The organism is Streptomyces sp. NPDC058646, from assembly GCF_042716875.1.
In the GTDB taxonomy this organism is placed as follows: Bacteria; Actinomycetota; Actinomycetes; order Streptomycetales; family Streptomycetaceae; genus Streptomyces.
Map to the genome: position 1 here is coordinate 126229 of NZ_JBHXRK010000017.1, position 17419 is coordinate 143647.

General features: G+C 74.0%; 16 protein-coding genes and 5 tRNA genes. 8 read left to right on the forward strand and 13 right to left on the reverse strand.

Annotated elements, in window-relative coordinates:
- Positions 1-136: 136 nt before the first annotated feature.
- From ACFWUZ_RS21690 to ACFWUZ_RS21710, 5 genes are all read left to right on the forward strand, one after another.
- Positions 137-209, forward strand: a tRNA-Gly gene (locus tag ACFWUZ_RS21690).
- A gap of 41 nt (positions 210-250) precedes the next feature.
- A tRNA-Cys gene (locus ACFWUZ_RS21695) sits at positions 251-324 on the forward strand.
- Between the two features lies 1 nt (position 325).
- Positions 326-397, forward strand: a tRNA-Val gene (locus tag ACFWUZ_RS21700).
- A gap of 19 nt (positions 398-416) precedes the next feature.
- A tRNA-Val gene (locus ACFWUZ_RS21705) sits at positions 417-488 on the forward strand.
- Between the two features lie 52 nt (positions 489-540).
- Positions 541-612 (forward strand) — tRNA-Val (locus ACFWUZ_RS21710).
- A 66-nt stretch (positions 613-678) separates the two neighbouring features.
- Here the strand turns inward: ACFWUZ_RS21710 and ACFWUZ_RS21715 are convergent.
- From ACFWUZ_RS21715 to ACFWUZ_RS21730, 4 genes are all read right to left on the reverse strand, one after another.
- Complete coding sequence (locus tag ACFWUZ_RS21715; RefSeq protein WP_272256337.1) at positions 679-981, reverse strand: zf-TFIIB domain-containing protein; 303 nt, start codon at positions 979-981, stop codon at positions 679-681.
- Between the two features lie 65 nt (positions 982-1046).
- The gene (locus tag ACFWUZ_RS21720) at positions 1047-2021 is read right to left on the reverse strand and encodes a phosphotransferase family protein (protein ID WP_384375156.1); all 975 of its coding nucleotides are present in this window, start codon (positions 2019-2021) and stop codon (positions 1047-1049) included.
- Between the two features lie 116 nt (positions 2022-2137).
- The gene (locus tag ACFWUZ_RS21725) at positions 2138-2275 is read right to left on the reverse strand and encodes a hypothetical protein (protein ID WP_384375160.1); all 138 of its coding nucleotides are present in this window, start codon (positions 2273-2275) and stop codon (positions 2138-2140) included.
- Between the two features lie 198 nt (positions 2276-2473).
- Positions 2474-2683 (reverse strand): hypothetical protein, encoded by a 210-nt coding sequence (locus ACFWUZ_RS21730; RefSeq protein ID WP_384375295.1) that lies wholly within the window; start codon positions 2681-2683, stop codon positions 2474-2476.
- Between the two features lie 528 nt (positions 2684-3211).
- Between ACFWUZ_RS21730 and ACFWUZ_RS21735 the strand changes: the two genes are divergently transcribed.
- Positions 3212-4408, forward strand: a complete 1197-nt coding sequence (locus ACFWUZ_RS21735) for a protein kinase (RefSeq protein WP_384375163.1) — start codon at positions 3212-3214, stop codon at positions 4406-4408.
- A gap of 35 nt (positions 4409-4443) precedes the next feature.
- Here ACFWUZ_RS21735 and ACFWUZ_RS21740 read toward each other — a convergent pair whose 3' ends face one another.
- From ACFWUZ_RS21740 to ACFWUZ_RS21775, 8 genes are all read right to left on the reverse strand, one after another.
- Positions 4444-5262 (reverse strand): TrmH family RNA methyltransferase, encoded by an 819-nt coding sequence (locus ACFWUZ_RS21740; RefSeq protein ID WP_384375167.1) that lies wholly within the window; start codon positions 5260-5262, stop codon positions 4444-4446.
- Between the two features lie 42 nt (positions 5263-5304).
- Positions 5305-6540 (reverse strand): uroporphyrinogen-III C-methyltransferase, encoded by a 1236-nt coding sequence (gene cobA, locus ACFWUZ_RS21745; RefSeq protein WP_384375170.1) that lies wholly within the window; start codon positions 6538-6540, stop codon positions 5305-5307.
- A 285-nt stretch (positions 6541-6825) separates the two neighbouring features.
- Positions 6826-10218 carry a nicotinate-nucleotide--dimethylbenzimidazole phosphoribosyltransferase gene (gene cobT, locus ACFWUZ_RS21750; RefSeq protein WP_384375173.1) on the reverse strand — a complete coding sequence of 1131 codons (3393 nt, stop codon included), beginning with the start codon at positions 10216-10218 and terminating at the stop codon, positions 6826-6828.
- A 272-nt stretch (positions 10219-10490) separates the two neighbouring features.
- A complete protein-coding gene (cbiE, locus tag ACFWUZ_RS21755; RefSeq protein ID WP_384375177.1) occupies positions 10491-11696 on the reverse strand; it encodes a precorrin-6y C5,15-methyltransferase (decarboxylating) subunit CbiE in 1206 nt (401 codons plus the stop codon).
- 76 nt (positions 11697-11772) lie between these two features.
- Complete coding sequence (locus ACFWUZ_RS21760; protein ID WP_384375180.1) at positions 11773-12453, reverse strand: GNAT family N-acetyltransferase; 681 nt, start codon at positions 12451-12453, stop codon at positions 11773-11775.
- 240 nt (positions 12454-12693) lie between these two features.
- Positions 12694-13557: a MetQ/NlpA family ABC transporter substrate-binding protein gene (locus ACFWUZ_RS21765; RefSeq protein WP_384375183.1), complete on the reverse strand. Its 864-nt coding sequence runs from the start codon at positions 13555-13557 to the stop codon at positions 12694-12696.
- A gap of 112 nt (positions 13558-13669) precedes the next feature.
- Positions 13670-14338, reverse strand: coding sequence for a methionine ABC transporter permease (locus ACFWUZ_RS21770; protein ID WP_384375186.1), 669 nt, complete (start codon positions 14336-14338; stop codon positions 13670-13672).
- Positions 14335-15390 carry a methionine ABC transporter ATP-binding protein gene (locus ACFWUZ_RS21775; RefSeq protein WP_384375189.1) on the reverse strand — a complete coding sequence of 352 codons (1056 nt, stop codon included), beginning with the start codon at positions 15388-15390 and terminating at the stop codon, positions 14335-14337. Before ACFWUZ_RS21775 ends, ACFWUZ_RS21770 begins: the two co-directional genes overlap by 4 nt.
- A 702-nt stretch (positions 15391-16092) precedes the next feature.
- Between ACFWUZ_RS21775 and ACFWUZ_RS21780 the strand changes: the two genes are divergently transcribed.
- The gene (locus ACFWUZ_RS21780; RefSeq protein WP_384375193.1) at positions 16093-16461 is read left to right on the forward strand and encodes a hypothetical protein; all 369 of its coding nucleotides are present in this window, start codon (positions 16093-16095) and stop codon (positions 16459-16461) included.
- Positions 16433-16870, forward strand: a complete 438-nt coding sequence (locus ACFWUZ_RS21785) for a hypothetical protein (RefSeq protein ID WP_384375196.1) — start codon at positions 16433-16435, stop codon at positions 16868-16870. The genes ACFWUZ_RS21780 and ACFWUZ_RS21785 overlap by 29 nt, the downstream gene beginning before the upstream one ends.
- Before the next feature lie 23 nt (positions 16871-16893).
- Here the strand turns inward: ACFWUZ_RS21785 and ACFWUZ_RS21790 are convergent, their stop codons facing one another.
- Entirely contained in the window at positions 16894-17400 is a 507-nt protein-coding gene (locus ACFWUZ_RS21790; protein ID WP_384375199.1) for a GNAT family N-acetyltransferase, read from the reverse strand.
- Positions 17401-17419: the final 19 nt, after the last annotated feature.

Consider the following 17419-nt stretch of genomic DNA (forward strand, 5'->3'; position numbering starts at 1 on the left):
ACGGCCGGGTGACCCGTGGTGATCGAGCGGCAGCACGCTGCGGAAACGCGTTTTTGAGCTGGCCCGGGAATCCGCTAGAGTTCAACACGTCGCCAGGGAGCGAAGGGGGGAACCCCCGGAGCGAACACGGTGACCTGCGGACGTAGCTCAGTTGGTAGAGCACCACCTTGCCAAGGTGGATGTCGCGAGTTCGAGTCTCGTCGTCCGCTCGACGTGGGGGATTTCTTCCCGAGAACCCCTGCAGCTCCATGGTGGAGTGGCCGAGAGGCGAGGCAACGGCCTGCAAAGCCGTCTACACGGGTTCAAATCCCGTCTCCACCTCCAAGGACGATTAGCTCAGCGGGAGAGCGCTTCCCTGACACGGAAGAGGTCACTGGTTCAATCCCAGTATCGTCCACTGGTCCGCAAGGGCCCCCGCGCGATTAGCTCAGCGGGAGAGCGCTTCCCTGACACGGAAGAGGTCACTGGTTCAATCCCAGTATCGCGCACGCAGTACCACGCACCACCTGTTCGACCTGCGGCTTCCCAGCCGTGGAGCCCGCGCGATTAGCTCAGCGGGAGAGCGCTTCCCTGACACGGAAGAGGTCACTGGTTCAATCCCAGTATCGCGCACAGCCCGGAAGCCCCGGCCGTCTCGACGGCCGGGGCTTCCTGCGTACCTGCCCTGCGCGGGACGCGTCAGGAGGAGAAGAGCATCCGGCCGAAGCCGCCGCGGTGGTGGCCGTGGTGCCCGTGGCCGCCGTGGTGCGGGGCGCCCCAGGCGGGAGCCGGGGCCGCGTGCGGGGCGGGGTAGGGGGCCGGGGGCGCGGCCGGCGGAGGGACCTGGCCGTACTGCTGGGCGGTGTACTGGGACTCCAGGCGGGTCAGCGCCTCCAGCTCGCCGTAGTCGAGGAAGATCCCGCGGCAGCCGCTGCACTGCTCTATCTGGACACCGTTGCGGTTGTACGTGTGCATCGCCGCGTGACACTTCGGACACTGCATGACCGGATCAACTCCTCACCGTGGACGCCGCCATCGGATGCATGCCCGGTGGCGGGAGACTCACCCTACGACGGGGACCCGGAGTTCAAGTCGGCCGGGAGCCCGGCGATTCGGCCGCAGGCGTCCACCATCAGCCGCTCCACCTCCTCCAGTCGGCGGCCCGCGCGTACCGCCCTGGCCAGGGCCAGGGCCGCCGTCTGCACGGTGAGCGCGCGGGCGGCGAGGTCCAGTTCCGGCCACGGGTCGCAGCCCGGCGGACCGGCCGCCGGTCCCCCGGCCGCCCGGTAGGCGTCCAGGAAGCGGAGCCAGGTCGCCGTGTCCAGCAGCCCGGCCGCGTACCAGGCGGCCGGGCGGGCGAGGTCCCAGGCGGGGGCGCCGAGGCCGAGGTCGTCGACGTCGATGAGCAGCCAGGGGCCGTCCGGGGCGGGGTACCGCACCAGCTGGCCGAGGTGCAGGTCCCCGTGGCAGAGCAGCCCGCCGGGCGGTGGCTCCGCCTCGCCCCGCGCCCAGGCGGGCAGGGTCCGCGCGGCGGCCCGTACGGCGCGCGCGCCGGCGTCCGCCCCGGCGCCTGCCTCCGCGTCCGCTCCCGCGTGCGCCCGGCCGTCCGCACCCGCGTCCGCGCGGCGGGGCGCCGGCGGGGGCGCGGCCTGCGCGCCCGCGGGCCGGGAGGGGTCCGGCACGGCCCGCGCCAGGCGGTCCAGGGCGCGGGCGACCTTCGCCGGGCCGCGCATCGGGGGGAGCGGACCGGGGAGGCTGCCGGGCGGGATCCGGTGCAGGGCGGCCAGGAGCCCGGCGGCGGCCTCCCACGGGGCGGCCTCGGGGCGCTCCGGGTCGACCGGGGTCCCGTACGGCCACAGGGACGCGGGCCTGCCGTGCACGGAGCCGGTGCGCAGCGGGGGCAGCAGCACCCCGCCGAGCGCCGGGGCCCCCGCGATCCGCAGCCGGGCCGCCAGGGCCGCGCGGTCGCTGTCCGCCGCGTGCGCCTTGGCGACGGTGTCCCCGCGGCGTACGAGGGTCCCGTCGGCCCGGTCGGCGAGCACCCGGTACGCACCGGGGTGTGCGGTGTCGGCCGGCCCTGGCGCGGCCTGGCCGGCAGGGCGCCCGGCACGGCCCGGGCCGGCCCAGGCGGCGAGGGCGGCGGGCAGGGCGGCGGGGCTCAGGGCCCGGCCCCGTCGAGGACCGGCGCGGGGGCGAACCTGCCGTGGCGCCGGGGGAGATCGGCCCCGGCGGGCGTGATGGCGCCCGGTGGGGCGTCGCGGCGCATCGGCCGCCAGGTGGTGCTTGCGGCCGTCACGGGCCCTCCCCTCGCGCGGCACGAGCCTACGCGCAGGACGGCGGCCGGCACGAGGAGCACATCGAAAAGGGTGCTGCCCGTCCGACTCCCCAGTCGTACGGGCAGCACCCTTCACCTGCCGTCCGTCGCACCCCCGTCCCCACGGGGCTACAGGCCGATGTCCCGACCCGGTCCGCTCTACCGGGTCCGGGGCGCCGCTCAGCGCCCCAGCATCACACCCACGGACGACGCCTGCGCCGCCACCTGCTCGAAGCCTCCGAAGAGGAAGAGCAGGACCGCGGCCAGGGGGAGCACCATGGCCGCGGCCACCAGCGGGTGGCGCGTGCCGGACTCATGGCCGTTGAACGCGAATGCCTTGCGTCCCTGCCGTGCGATGTCCGCCATGGTCCTCTCCCTGTCGTCTGGCAGCGGCGGGCTTGTGACCTCGGGGGACGAGTGCTCCACCCGCCGCTTGTCCTCAACACTAGGCGCGTGGAGGGTCCCTGGCCTCATGCCCTCGTACCCTTTGCCGGGCCTCCGGGAGGATGACGGGGCCACTCCCGTGTACTCCCCTGGGTGGAGACCGGTCCCCCGCCGTCGGGGTCTTCCCGGAGGGGATGACCGGAGGGTAGTGACTTCACTCACTTCCGTCACTCCCTGTTCACGCGTGTCTCCGTGCGGTCTCCCCACAAGATCCATCCGGGGCCCGCGGCCCCAGACCCCCTGCCCGGCCCGCGCAATCGGCGGGCGCAGGCGTCAAGAGCCTTGCGCCGAAGGGTGTTTGGCCACCGGACCCGGTCCCTCGCCAGTATCCTCCGGGGCACTTGAGGATCCCTGGAGGGGACGGCCCCGCACTGACTAGCGAATCCCCCGGCGAGGGCGCGGCCTCTGAGCGCGCGTGCCGGATCGTCCGTAAGCTGTGCCACGTCAACAGGACGACCGGTCAGCGGGGTGGACATGGCGATGATGCGGCTCCGGCGCGAGGACCCGCGTGTCGTCGGCTCGTTCAGACTGCACCGACGGCTCGGCGCCGGCGGGATGGGCGTGGTCTACCTGGGATCGGACCGGCGCGGGCAGCGGGTCGCGCTCAAGGTCATCCGGCCGGATCTGGCCGAGGACCAGGAGTTCCGCTCGCGGTTCGCGCGCGAGGTGTCGGCGGCCCGGCGGATCCGGGGCGGGTGCACCGCCCGCCTGGTGGCGGCGGACCTGGAGGCCGAGCGGCCCTGGTTCGCCACCCAGTACGTCCCCGGCCCCTCCCTGCACGACAAGGTGGCCGAGGAAGGCCCCCTGTCGGCCGCGCAGATCGCCGCCGTCGGCGCCGCGCTCTCCGAGGGGCTGGTCGCCGTGCACGAGGCGGGCGTCGTCCACCGGGACCTCAAGCCCTCGAACATCCTGCTGTCCCCCAAGGGCCCGCGCATCATCGACTTCGGGATCGCCTGGGCCACCGGGGCGAGCACCCTCACCCACGTGGGGACGGCCGTGGGCTCCCCCGGCTTCCTGGCTCCCGAACAGGTGCGCGGCGCCGTGGTCACCCCCGCCACCGACGTGTTCGCCCTCGGCGCCACCCTCGCCTACGCGGCGACCGCCGACTCCCCCTTCGGCCACGGCAGTTCCGAGGTCATGCTGTACCGCGTCGTGCACGAGGAGCCCCACCTGGTGGGGGTCCCGGACGCGCTCGCGCCGCTCGTACGGGCCTGCCTGGCCAAGGACCCCGAGGAGCGGCCCAGCACCCTCCAGCTGTCGATGCGGCTGAAGGAGATCGCGGCACGCGAGGCCCAGGGGCTCTCCGACGGGCGCCCGCCGGCGCAGCGGGTCCGCGCGGAGCGGCCCACCGGACGCCTCCCCGAGGGGGCGGACCCGTACGCGGAACAGCAGACGGAGCGGCGCCCCGGCACGGCTTCGACGCCGCGTGCGCAGGGCCCGCAGAGCGGACCGCACTCGCGGCCCTCCTCCCCGCGCAACCCCCGCAGCCCCGGCGGTCCGTCCTCGCGGCCGACCGCGGGGCGTACGGGCGGCCGCCCGGCCCCTCGTACGACGGGTGCGGGGCGACGGCCCTCGCGGCCGGACCCGAGGCTGATGCGGCAGCGGCTGATCGTGTTCGTCGTGGTGACGCTGATCGTGGCGCTGGGCATCGCGGCGGCCCAGAAGCTCTGACCGGCCGGGGCGACCGCCCCGGCCGGCGGGGCATCCTACAGGGTGGGGCGGCCCTGGGCGACCGCGTAGAAGGCGACGGCCGCGGCCGCGCCCACGTTCAGCGAGTCCACTCCGTGCGCCATGGGGATGCGCACCCACTCGTCGGCGGCGACCAGTGCCTGGGTGGACAGGCCGTCGCCCTCCGCCCCCAGCATCAGCGCGACCCGCTCCAGGGACTGCGGGGCGGCCACGTCGATCGGCGAGGCCTTCTGGTGCGGGGTGAGGGCGAGCAGCTTGAAGCCGGCCTCACGGACCCGGTCCAGGCTCTTGGGCCAGGCGTCCAGGCGCGCGTAGGGGACGGAGAAGACCGCTCCCATCGAGACCTTCACGGAGCGGCGGTAGAGCGGGTCCGCGCAGTCCGGCGACAGCAGCACCGCATCCATGCCGAGGGCGGCGGCGCTGCGGAAGATGGCGCCGATGTTGGTGTGGTCGTTGACGGCTTCCATGATGACCACGCGCCGCGTGGTGGCCAGGAGTTCCTCGGCCGTGGGCAGCTGCTTGCGCTGCATGGAGGCGAGGGCGCCGCGGTGCACGTGGTAACCGGTGACGCGTTCGGCGAGTTCCGGGCTGACGGCGTACACCGGGGCCGGCAGCTCGTCGATGACGTCGCGCATCACGTCGACCCACTTGGCGGAGAGCAGCATGGAGCGCATCTCGTACCCGGCGTCCTTGGCGCGTCTGATGACCTTCTCGCCCTCGGCGATGAACAGGCCTTCGGCGGGCTCGCGCCGGCGCCGCAGTTCGACGTCGGTCAGGCCCGTGTAGTCGCGCAGGCGCGGGTCGTCGGGGTCCTCGACGGTGATGAGATCAGCCACAGGGTGATACTGCCTTGTCCTGGGTGTGGTGCCAACGGCCTGTCAGGCGGTGGTGGTGGGAAGGCTCGGGGTGCCGACGCGGACGACCTCGCCGATGACGATGACCGCGGGCGGGCGGACCTCCTGGGCGCGGACCGTCTCGCCGACGGTGGCGAGGGTGGCGTCGACGCGGCGCTGGGCGGCGGTGGTGCCCTCCTGGACCACCGCGACCGGGGTGTCGGCGGCGCGTCCGTGGCGGACCAGGGCCTCGGCGATCAGGCCGATCTTGTCGACGCCCATGAGGATCACCAGGGTGCCGGTGAGCTTGGCGAGCGCGGCCCAGTCGACGAGCGAGCGCGGGTCGTCGGGACCGACGTGTCCGCTGACCACGGTGAACTCGTGGGCCACGCCGCGGTGCGTGACCGGGATGCCGGCGGCTCCGGGCACCGAGATGGAGCTGGAGATGCCCGGGACGACGGTGCAGGGGATGCCCGCCTCGGCGAGGGCCTGGAGCTCCTCCATGCCGCGGCCGAAGACGTAGGGGTCCCCGCCCTTGAGCCGGACCACGGCCTTGCCGGCCTTGGCGTGCTCGATGAGGGCGTTGTTGATGGCCTCCTGGGCCATGAAGCGGCCGTACGGGATCTTCGCCGCGTCGATGACCTCGACGTGGGGCGGGAGTTCGTCGAGCAGGTCGCGCGGGCCGAGGCGGTCGGCGATGACGACGTCGGCCTCGGCGAGCAGGCGGCGCCCGCGGACGGTGATCAGGTCGGGGTCGCCGGGGCCGCCGCCGACGAGGGAGACGCCGGGGGCGTGGGCGCGGCGGTGCGCGGGCGCGGTGAGGGTGCCCTCGCGCAGGCCCTCGACGACGGCGTCGCGGACGGCGGCGGAGCGGCGCGGGTCGTTGCCCGTGAGCACGGCGATGGTGACGCCCTCGCTGCGGCCGGTGGCGGGGGTCCAGGCGGTGGCGGCGGAGGCGTCGTCGGCGCGGACGCACCAGACGCGCTCGCGCTCGGCCTCGGCGGAGGCCCGCTCGTTGTCCTCGCGGTTCTGGGTGGCGATCAACGCGTACCAGGCTCCGGCGAGGTCGCCCTCCTGGTAGCGGCGGCGCTCCCAGCGGATCTCGCCGGTCTCCGCCATGGCGTCCACGGACGGGGTGGCGGAGGGGGAGATGAGCAGGACGTCGGCGCCGGCCGCGATGAGCGCGGGGAGGCGCCGCTGGGCGACCTGGCCGCCGCCGATGACGACGACGCGGCGGCCGGCGAGTCGGAGACCGACGGGGTACGCGGGGTGTTCGGCCATGGCGGTGCGGCTCCTGGTGCGGCGGTCGTGCTGTCTTGCCGCTGCGGCGCTGGAGCGGCGGGGTGCGTGCGAGGGGTGCGGGGGCTGTGCTGACGTGCGACTCCTCGTGCGGGTCCACGATACGGCCCGGCCGGGACGGGGGCGCGGGGCGGTCCCGCCCCGGCGGGACACCGTCCCGGCCCCGTCGCCGCACCCGCCGGCGGGGCCGGACCGCGCCCGAGGCCGTCCGGCGCCGGTGTCGGGGGCGCGGGTCCGGGCCAGAGGCCCGGGACCGTGGCCCGCAGGCTACTTCTCGGTGACGCCCGCCGAGTCGAAGGTGGCCACCTCGTGCATGGCGCGGGCGGCACTCTGGACCAGCGGGAGGGCCAGCAGGGCCCCTGTGCCCTCGCCGAGGCGCAGGTCCAGGTCGACCAGGGGGCGCAGGCCGAGCTTGTTCAGGGCCGCCACGTGGCCCGGCTCCGCGCTGCGGTGACCCGCGATGCACGCCGACAGGGATTCCGGGGCGATGGCCCGCGCCACCAGGGCGGCCGCGCCGGCGCTGACTCCGTCGAGGATGACCGGGGTGCGCAGCGAGGCCCCGCCGAGCAGCAGGCCCACGATCGCCGCGTGCTCCAGGCCGCCGATCGCCGCCAGGACCCCGACCGGGTCCGCCGGGTCCGGCTGGTGGAGGTCCAGGGCACGGCGTACGACCTCGACCTTGCGGGCGTGGGTCTCGTCGTTGATGCCGGTGCCGCGACCGGTGACCTCCGCCGGGTCGACGCCGGTGAAGACCGAGATCAGCGCTGCGGACACCGTCGTGTTCGCGATGCCCATCTCGCCGGTGAGCAGGGCCTTGTTGCCCGCCGCCACCAGGTCGCGGGCCGTCTCGATGCCCACCTCGATGGCCGCGACGGCCTCCTCGCGGGTCATCGCGGGGCCCACCGAGAGGTCGGCGGTGCCCGGGCGGACCTTGCGCGGGAGCAGGCCCGGGGTGGGCGGCAGGTCCCCCGCAACGCCTACGTCGATCACGCACACCTCGGCGCCGACCTGGTTCGCGAAGGCGTTGCAGACCGCGCCGCCGCCCAGGAAGTTGGCCACCATCTGGGTGGTGACCTCCTGCGGCCAGGGGGTGACGCCCTGGGCGTGCACCCCGTGGTCCCCGGCGAAGATCGCCACGGCGGCGGGCTCCGGGATCGGCGGCGGGCAGACCCGCGACAGGCCCGCCAGCTGCGCGGAGATGATCTCCAGCATGCCGAGGGCCCCCGCGGGCTTGGTCATGCGCTTCTGCCGCTCCCATGCCTCGCCGAGCGCCTTCGCGTCCAGCGGGCGGATGCTGGCGACCGTCTCCGAGAGCAGGTCGTGCGGTTCCTCGCCGGGCAGGGCGCGGCGGCCGTAGGTCTCCTCGTGCACGACCCACGACAGCGGGCGGCGCTGGGACCATCCGGCCTGGGCCAGCTCGGGCTCCTCGGGGAACTCGTCGACGTACCCGACGCACAGGTACGCCACGACCTCCAGGTGCTCCGGCAGGCCCAGCTCGCGAACCATCTCGCGCTCGTCGAAGAAGCTGACCCAGCCGACGCCGAGCCCTTCGGCGCGGGCGGCGAGCCAGAGGTTCTCGACGGCGAGGGCCGAGGAGTACGGGGCCATCTGCGGCTGGGTGTGGCGGCCGAGGGTGTGGCGCCCGCCCCGGGTGGGGTCGGCGGTGACGACGATGTTCACCGGGGTGTCGAGGATGGCCTCGATCTTGAGTTCCTTGAACTGCTTGGCCCGTCCCTTGGGCAGCGACTTCGCGTAGGCCTCGCGCTGGCGCTGGGCGAGCTCGTGCATCGTGCGGCGGGTCTCGGCCGATCGGATGACGACGAAGTCCCAGGGCTGCGAGTGGCCGACGCTGGGCGCGGTGTGGGCCGCCTCCAGGACGCGGAGCAGCACCTCGTGCGGGATGGGGTCGGTACGGAAGCCCTTGCGGATGTCACGGCGCTCGCGCATGACGCGCAGGACGGCTTCGCGCTCGGCGTCGTCGTAGCCGGGAGCCGGGTCGCCCACGGCCTGCTCGGCCGCCGGCTCGGGCCAGGCTCCGGCGGCCACCTCGGCGGCGACGGGCTCGGCCGCCGGGTCGGCGGCGTCGGGGTCGGCTTCGGCGCCGGGCTCGGTCACCTCGGCGGCCTGCGCGGGCTCCGCCACCGGGGGCTCGGTGACGAGCGGCTCCGGCTGCGGCCCGGGCTCCGCCGCGCTCTGCGGCTGTCCGGCCGCCGGCTCGGCGGATTCGGCTGCCACCGGCGCGGCCTCGGCCACCAGGGCCTCGGCGGGCTGGGCCTCCACCGGTACCACCGGCTGGGCCTCCTCGGGCGCGGTCTCCGCGACCGGGGCGGCGGGGGCGGGCTCGGCCGACTCGGCGGCGACGGCCTCCGGCTCCGCCGCGGCGGGCGCGACCTCGGCGGCCGGCAGCTCGGCCGGGAGGGGCTCGGCCTGCACGGGCTCGCCGGTCACGGGCTCCGCGGGCACGGGCTCGGCCGCCACGGGCTCGGTCGGCACCGGGCCGGCGGACTCGGCGGCCACCGGGAGCTCCTGCGCCGGGACGGGCTGCGCCACCCCGGCCGGGTCGGCCGCTGCGGCCACGGCGTCCGCCGAGGCTTCTTCGGCCTGGACGGGGTGCGGCGGTGCCAAGACGGGCTCGGCGGGCTCGGCCGCGACGGGCTCGGCCGCCTCGGGGGCGGCCGCGGCCACCACGGGCTCCGGCTGGGGCTCCGGCTGTGCGGGCTGGGCCGCCGCTTCCGCGGGGACCGGCTCGGGCTGCGCCGGGAGCTGCTCGGGCCCGGCGGCGAACTGCGGGGCCTCGAACGCCCCGAGGGCCTCCGGCGCGGCCTCGCCGGGCTGCGGCGGGGCGGGCGGCGCGGCCGCCGGAGCCTGCTCCGGAACCGGCTCCTGTGCCCACGGCTCGCCGGCCTGCGGCGGGACCTCGCCGGGCTGCGGCGCGGCGGCCGCCTGGGCCTCGGCCTGCGGGATGTCGAGGTACTCGGGACCGGTGGTGGGCGGACCCGCCTGGCGCAGCGGGACCGGCGCCACCGGGGAGTCCGGCGGCGGCACGGCGGGGCCGCCGTGGGCGGGGGCCGTGGCCGGGGCCGCGGCGGCGGGACCGCGGTCCGCGAGGGAGCGTACGACCCCGCCGGTGGCGTCGGGCACCGGCGGGCCCATGTGCAGCGGGCGGCGGGCCGGGGCGGGCGCGGGGGCCGCCTGCGCGGCGGGGACCGCCTGCGGGGGGACCAGGCCGCCGAGGTCGAGGGCCCCGGAGTCACGGCCGCCCGCCTCGTGGGCGCCGGCCGTGTAGGAGGCGTCGGGGAAGTGCTGCTGCGGGAAGCCGGCGTACGGGGCGGGTTCGGCGTACGCCGCCGGGGCCTCGGGGTACGCGGGCTCGGCGCCGTAGGGCGCGTCCGCGTAGTTCGGGAGCTCGCCCAGCGGGTGCTCGACCGGGTACGCGGGGGCCGGCGGGACGATCTGCGGGTCGCTCCAGGCTCCCTGGCCGCTGGGCATCAGCAGCAGTTCCTCGTCCTCCGGCTCGGCCGGGTCGTCCACGAGGTCCTGGAAGGCGTAGCCGGCAGGAAGCGGCGGCGGCATCTGGACGGGTGCGGGGATGCCCTGCTGATCCACCATGCCCGCGTTGTCCGGGTGACCCTCGCCCGGGACCTGGCCGGTGTCAGTCATGCGTACCCCTCGCCCATCGGTGTTGCTCTTCGGTCGCCCGGCGCCCACGGGGCCGTCGAGCGCAGTTGCGGTGCGGGGTCGCCGTGAGACGCGTTCGCCTCGCATGCGCCGCACGACAACCAGTAAGCATTGTCGCGCCCGTCAGCCACCGTGGCGGCCATTACCGACACGGTCTGCTGTGGACTGCGCCACGTCGCGCGGCCCGGCGTCGTCGCGGTGCCCGGATCGTCAGGGGCGGTACGACGATCGGCCAGCCTACCCCGGCCCCCGTCTCAGCGGCTCGGGGGGCGTTCCGCTGCCAGCAGGAACACGACAGAACGGTCCTGTTCGGCCCAGGTGCGGGTGTCGAGGCCGACGGACTGGAGCAGGGCGCACTCGACTGCGTACCCGTGTTCGGTGAGTACCCGGCCGATGGCCTCCGCCTCGTCACGCGTGGAGGCGTGGCTGACGATCCGTTCGGGGCGGCGGTCGGCGACGGCCGCGACGACCTCGGCTCCGCCGCCTCCGACGCGTACGACGTCGGGTTCGGGCAGGTTCTCCAGCACGTGCGGGGCGCGCCCGGTGACGACCTGGAGCTGCACTCCGCGCTTGCGGGCGGCGGCCGTTACGCGTTCACCGGCGTGCGGGTCGGCGTCCACCGCGATGACGGCGGCTCCGAAGGCCGCGGCGTCGACGGCGAACGCGCCGGAGCCGGTGCCGATGTCCCAGACGAGGTCGCCGGTGCGGGGGCCGAGCCGGGCGAGCTGTGCGGCGCGCAGGTGCGCGAACTCTCCCTCGCCGCCCGGGTCGGGCCGTGGCCTCGCCCAGCCGCGTCCGGCCGAGTGGGCCGGGCCCTGGCCGAGCAGCCAGCCCGGGTCGGCGGTGGCGGCGTGAGCGCCGCCACCGATGACGATGACGACGTTCGGGTCGCGCCAGCTGTGGTCGGCGGCCTTGTCCGAGGTGAGGACGCTGACCTGTTCCCGGTCGGTGCCGAGCTCCTCGCAGATGACGAAGGTGCGGTGGACTCCGTCGAGGAGCAGGGCCAGTTCGGCGGGGCCGGCGCCGGGCGAGGTGAGGACGGCGACCTTGCCGTGGGCGCGGCAGACGTTGACGGCGCGGCGCAGCGTGCGGGGGTGGGCGACGACCACCTGGGCGTCGTCCCAGGGCATCCCGGCGCGGGCGAAGGCGGCGGCCACGGAGGAGACGGCGGGGACGACTTCGACCTCCAGCCCGTGCTCGGGGGCGCGCAGCGTGCGTACGACGCCGAAGAACCCGGGGTCCCCGTCGGCGAGGACGACGGCGGTGCCGCGGTGGCCGGCGATGCGGCGGGCGGCGAGGCCCGGGCTGCCGAGACGGATGCGTTCGGCCGTGGGCGGGACTTCGGGTAGTTCGAGGTGGTGGCCCGCGCCGGCCACCAGGGTGGCGGCGGAGAGCGCGGACCGGGCGGCCGCGGTCAGGGGGGAGCCGTCCCAGCCGATCACCGTGACCCGGTCGGCCATCGTCGTCAGTCTCCTGGGGTGGGGGCAGCCGAAGCTTCGTCGGGGGCGGGCACGGTGAGACTACCTGGTCATCGGTTCAGCTCCGGTCGGCCCCGACGGGGCGGCCGTGCGCGTCGGCCCGCTGCGGGTAGGAGTACTCGTCCTCGAAGTCCTCGTAGCCGTCGTAGCCGGGACCGTCCTCCAGGTCCTCGGGGACGAGGCTCCAGACGATGAGGTCGGTACGGGTGTCGGTCCAGGTGCCGTCGGCCGTCTGGACGCGCACTATCCACGCGTTGCGCAGGACGCCCTCGCTGATGCAGCCGATCTTCTGGGCCACCTGCTGGGAGGCGGTGTTGTCGGCGGCGGTGCGCAGTTCGAGGCGTTCGAAGCCCTGGTCGCGGAAGAGCCAGCGGGCGACGGCGAGTACGGACTCGCTGGCGTATCCCTCGCCCCGGGCCCAGGGGGCGGTGACGTACGCGGCCTCGGTCGCGCGGGTGCGCCAGTTGGTGTTCTGGAGGTGGACGATGCCGACGAGGCGCTGGGTGAGGAACTCGGTGACGGCGAAGACGATGCCGCGGCCCTCGGTGCGTTCGGCGTGGGCGGCGCGGGTGGCCCAGCCGTGGGCGTGGGCGCGGGTGTAGGGGTGGGGCGCGCTGGTCCAGGCGGTGACGTGCTCGTCGTTCATCATCTCGGCGAGCGCGGTGACGTCCTCCTCCTCGAAGGGGCGCAGCACCAGCCGGTCCGTGCTGATGGTGACGTCCGGGAAGGTGGTAGTCATGCGCAGCTCCAAGCCTGGGACCGTGGTGCGACCGTGTTGCGTGCGACAGCGGTGCGGAACCGTTCGTGCGGGACCGTCTCCGCGGGTCGTAGGCCACAGCATGCAGCATCGGCCGCGGGATGTGCAGGGCCGGGCTGCCCGGAAGCGGGCAGAGCGCGGCCCCGCACGCCGGAGGGGGCGTACGGGGCCGCGCGGGCCCGTACCGGGGCCGGAAGGCCCGCGCGGGGCGGGCCCGGTGGTTCAGGAGGCGGGGGTGCCGAAGGCCGGGACGACCGAGCCCTGGTACTTCTCCTCGATGAACTTCTTGACGTCGTCGGAGTTCAGCAGCTTGGCGAGCTTCTGGATCCGCGGGTCGTCCTGGTTGCCGTCCTTGACGGCCAGGAAGTTGGCGTACGGGTTGCCCTCGGCCTTCTCCAGGACCAGCGCGTCCTTGGCGGGCGAGAGCTTGGCCTCGAGGGCGTAGTTGCCGTTGATGACGGCGGCGTCCACGTCGTTCAGGGCGCGCGGGACCGTGGCGGCCTCCAGCTCCTTGAACTCCAGGCCCTTCTTGTCGGTGATGTCGGACAGCTTGGCGCTGGTGCCGACGCCCTCCTTGAGGGTGATCAGGTTGTTCGCGGCCAGCAGCTGGAGCGCGCGGCCCTCGTTGGTGGTGTCGTTGGGCACGGCGACGGTCTGGCCGGGCTTGAGGTCGGTGAGGGCCTTGACCTTCTTGGAGTAGAGGCCCAGGGGCTCCAGGTGCACGTTCGCGACGGGCACGACGTGGGTGCTGTTCTTCTTGTTGAAGTCGTCGAGGTACGGCTTGTGCTGGAAGTAGTTGGCGTCGACCTGGCCCTGCTCGGTGGCGGTGTTCGGCAGGACGTAGTCCGTGAACTCCCGGACCTCGAGGGCGAGGCCCTCCTTCGCCGCGAGCTTGTCCTTGACGAAGTTCAGGATGTCGGCGTGCGGGCTCGGGGAGGCCGCGACGACGAGCGCCTTGCTCTCGTCGGTCTTGCCGCCGTCGGCCTTGGTGGAGCCGGGGTCCGAGGAGGTGCCGCAGGCGGTGAGGCCGAGGGCGAGCGCGGAGGCGGTGGCGGCGAGGACGGTGAGCTTGCTGTTCTTACGCACGAAGAGTGCCTTTCTTGCTGAACAAGTACCTGTGACTTGCTGGTGACGGCCCAAGCACGACAAGTGCGGGCGCTGCGGGGGAAACTCGGGGGGCGGGCCGGCGGGGGCCCGTTCAGACGGTCCGGCCGCGCCGGGCGAGGAGGCGGACCACGCCGTCGCCGATCAGCTGGATCACCGTGACGATCACGACGAGGACCACGACGGTGGCGACCATGAAGCCGGTCTCGAAGCGCTGGAAGCCGTAGGTGATGGCCTTGGAGCCGAGCCCTTCGCCGCCGACGGCGCCCGCCATGGCGGAGTAGCCGACCAGGGTGATGACGGTGGTCGTCACGCCGGCGACCAGGGAGGGCAGGGCCTGCGGGAGGAGCACCTTGCCGACCAGGGTGGGCACGGAGCCGCCCATGGACTCGACGGCCTCGACGAGGCCGTGGTCCACCTCGCGGACGGCGGTCTCGACCAGCCGGGCGAAGAAGGGGATGGCGCCGATCGCGAGCGGCACGATCATGGCGGTGGGGCCGATGAAGGTGCCGACGATCGCGGTGGTGACCGGGATCAGGAAGATCAGCAGGATGATGAACGGCAGCGAGCGGCCTATGTTCACGATCACGCCGAGGACCTTGTTGAGCGGCTGGTTCTGCAGGAGGCCGCCCTTGTCGGTGAGGACCAGCAGGATGCCGATGGGCAGTCCGCCGAGGACGGTCACCAGGGTGGACCACAGCACCATGTAGAGGGTGTCGAAGGTGCCCTGGCTGAGCAGGGGCTCCATCTCGGACCAGGTCACTTGGCACCATCCTTGACCAGTGCGGCGATTTCGGTGTCGAGGTCAGCGATGTCGTCGACGACGTCGACCTGGAGGCCCTGCTCGCGCAGGAAGCCGACGGGGACGACGTTGTCCTCGTACCGGCCGGGGAGCTCGATGCGCATCCGGCCGATCTGCCGGCCCGCGACGGTGTCCATCGCGGCCCCGAGGATCGAGATGTCGATGTTGTACGTCCGCGACAGCTGGGAGACGACCGGCTGGGTAGCGGCGTCACCGTGGAAGGTGACGTCCAGGACCGTGCGGTCGGGGCCGGTGGCGGAGCCGCTGACGGGGAAGAGTTCGCCGGCCAGCTCGGAACCGGGGGTGGCGAGCAGTTCGGCGACCGTGCCGGACTCGACGACCCGGCCGTTCCTCATCAGGGCGGCCGAGTCGCAGACGGACTTGACCACGTCCATCTCGTGCGTGATGAGCAGGACGGTCAGGCCGAGCTGCTGGTTCAGGTCGCGCAGGAGCTGGAGGATGGAGCGGGTGGTCTCGGGGTCCAGGGCGCTGGTTGCTTCGTCGGAGAGCAGCACCTTGGGGTCGCCGGCCAGGGCGCGGGCGATGCCGACGCGCTGCTTCTGGCCGCCGGAGAGCTGGGCGGGGTAGGCCTTGGCCTTGTCGGCGAGCCCGACGAGGTCGAGGAGTTCCAGGGCCTTGCGGGAGCGTTCGCGTCCGGAGACCCCGAGGATCTCCAGGGGCAGCTCGATGTTGCTCTGGACGGTGCGCGAGGACAGCAGGTTGAAGTGCTGGAAGACCATGCCGATGCGGCTGCGGGCCTCGCGGAGCTCCTTGCCGGCGCGCCGGCCCCGACCGGCGAGCGCGGTGAGGTCGACTCCGTCGACCGTCACGGTGCCGGTGGTGGGGCGCTCCAGCAGGTTCACGCAGCGGATCAGGGAGGACTTGCCGGCGCCGCTCTGGCCGATGACTCCGTAGACCTCGCCCTCACGGACGTGGAGATCGACGCCGTCCAGGGCGGTGACCTCGCGGCCACGGGACTGGTAGACCTTCGTGAGGCCCGATGTGGTGATCACAGGATTTCCGTCGCTGTCGAGTGCACGGCGCAGCGGGTGCCGGGCACGGGGCAAACATCTGGGGACGCGGTACGGGTCGAGGCCGTCACACCGTGCGGGACGGGGTCGGTGACGCCGCGGACGCGTGCGCGGGGCAGGAGCAGGTCCGCACTGCTGGGCAGCTGGTGACGGAGAGGCTCGGCAAGGTCTCGCTTCGGGGCGCGAGACGCAGGGAAGGGGCCCTCAGAAGGCGCACATTCGACACATACAACGAGCACCGGGCGTCATCGTCGCCTCGGTCGCAAGGGTGCGGCTGCTCGTCGTGGTCATGGGCCCCAGTAAACCAGACCCGGTCGCTGGGCGATCAATACTGTCCGCATAGCGGACGAACCGGGACCGCATCCCGGACACCCACCGTCCGCTCAGCCATGCGTCCGGACCGCCGGCCCGGCATCGGTGACCTGCACGGACATGGCCGACAGGTCCCGTACGACCACATCTGCGCCGAGCTGGGAGGAGGGGTGGGTTGTGGTCAAGGCCACGGTTCACAGGCCGGGCGGCCGCCGGCAGTGCGGAGAGCAGCGGTGCACCGATTCCATGGAGGGGACGCGTGTGCCGTCGTCGTCGAGCAGCAGGGCTTCGGCATGCACTCCGTGCCGTCCAGCAAAGCCCGGTACCAGGGGTGCGCGCATCGGGTCTTCAGACCCGTAATACCCTCGCTGCATGCTCGATGCCCTGACGGTCGCCATCGGTGTGGCCTCGCTCGCCCTCGCCGCCTGGTGCGGCCATGCCGCCTGGCGGGATCAGCCGACCAAGGACTGGCACTTCATCGGCATGGCCGTGGTGACCCTGCTGGTGCTGGCGCAGCTGGTGGTCGGCGTGGTCGAGCTGGCCGGGGGCGGGGAACCCGACGAGGGTTCCGTGATCTTCGTGGCCTATCTGGTGGGTGCGCTCGCGGCGATCCCGGCGGCCGGGCTGCTCTCGCTGACGGAGCGGACCAGGTGGGGTTCGGTGACGGTGGCCGCGGCCGCGGTCGTCCTCGCCGTCCTGGAAGTGCGGCTCCATGACATCTGGGGAACCACCGGTGCCTGACCCGACGACCGCCACTCCGGCCGGGCGCAAGCGGCTGGTCTCGGGGCCAGGACTGCTGCTGGTCTGGCTGTACGGGGTGATGGTGGTGGGTGCGGTGTCGCGCTCGGCCTACCAGATCGCCACCGAGTTCGACCGGGCCCCGCTGGCCTACGCGCTGTCCGCGGCGGCGGCGCTGGCCTACGCCTTCATCACGTACTCGCTGGTGCGCGGAGGGGAGCGGGCCCGCAAGGCGGCGCTGCTGTGCTGCGCCGCCGAGCTGGCCGGCGTGCTGGTGGTGGGCACCTGGACCCTGGTGCGCCCCGAGGCCTTCCCCGACGCGACCGTGTGGTCCGAGTTCGGGATGGGCTACCTCTTCATCCCGGTGATCCTGCCGGTCACCGGGATCCTCTGGCTGCGCACCAAGCGCTGAGCGGTGGGCGCAGGCGCCAGGCGCTAGGCGCTGACGGCGAACTGGGTCGGGTCCTTGGCGTCCTTCTCCAGGATCACCAGCTGGACGCCGTCGGAGGCGGTGCGCCCGCCGACCTTCGTGTAACCCGCCTTCCGGTACAGCCGCAGGTTGGACTCGCTCTTGTGCCCGGTGTGCAGGCGGAATCGGGTCGTCCCGCCGTGACCGGCGAGGGCCTCCTCGACGGCGCGCAGCAGCCGGGCGCCGAGCCCGTGGCCCTGCAGGCGCGGGTGGACGCAGAGCTTGGCGATCTTCCCGGTGCCGTCCTCGTCGACGCTGCCGCGGACGGTGCCCACGACCTCGTCGCCGAGGCGCGCCACGAGCACGGTGTCCGTCGCGAGCTCCTCCTTGAGGGAGGCCAGGGACTGGGTGAGCGGCTGGATCAGGTAGTTGCCGTACAGCTCGGCCTCGCGCTGGAAGGCCAGGTACTGCAGTTTGAAGATCTGCTCAGCGTCCTCGGCAGCCGCCGCCGAAATGGTCACGCTCATGCCCATGTGCGCATGCCTCCCGCTC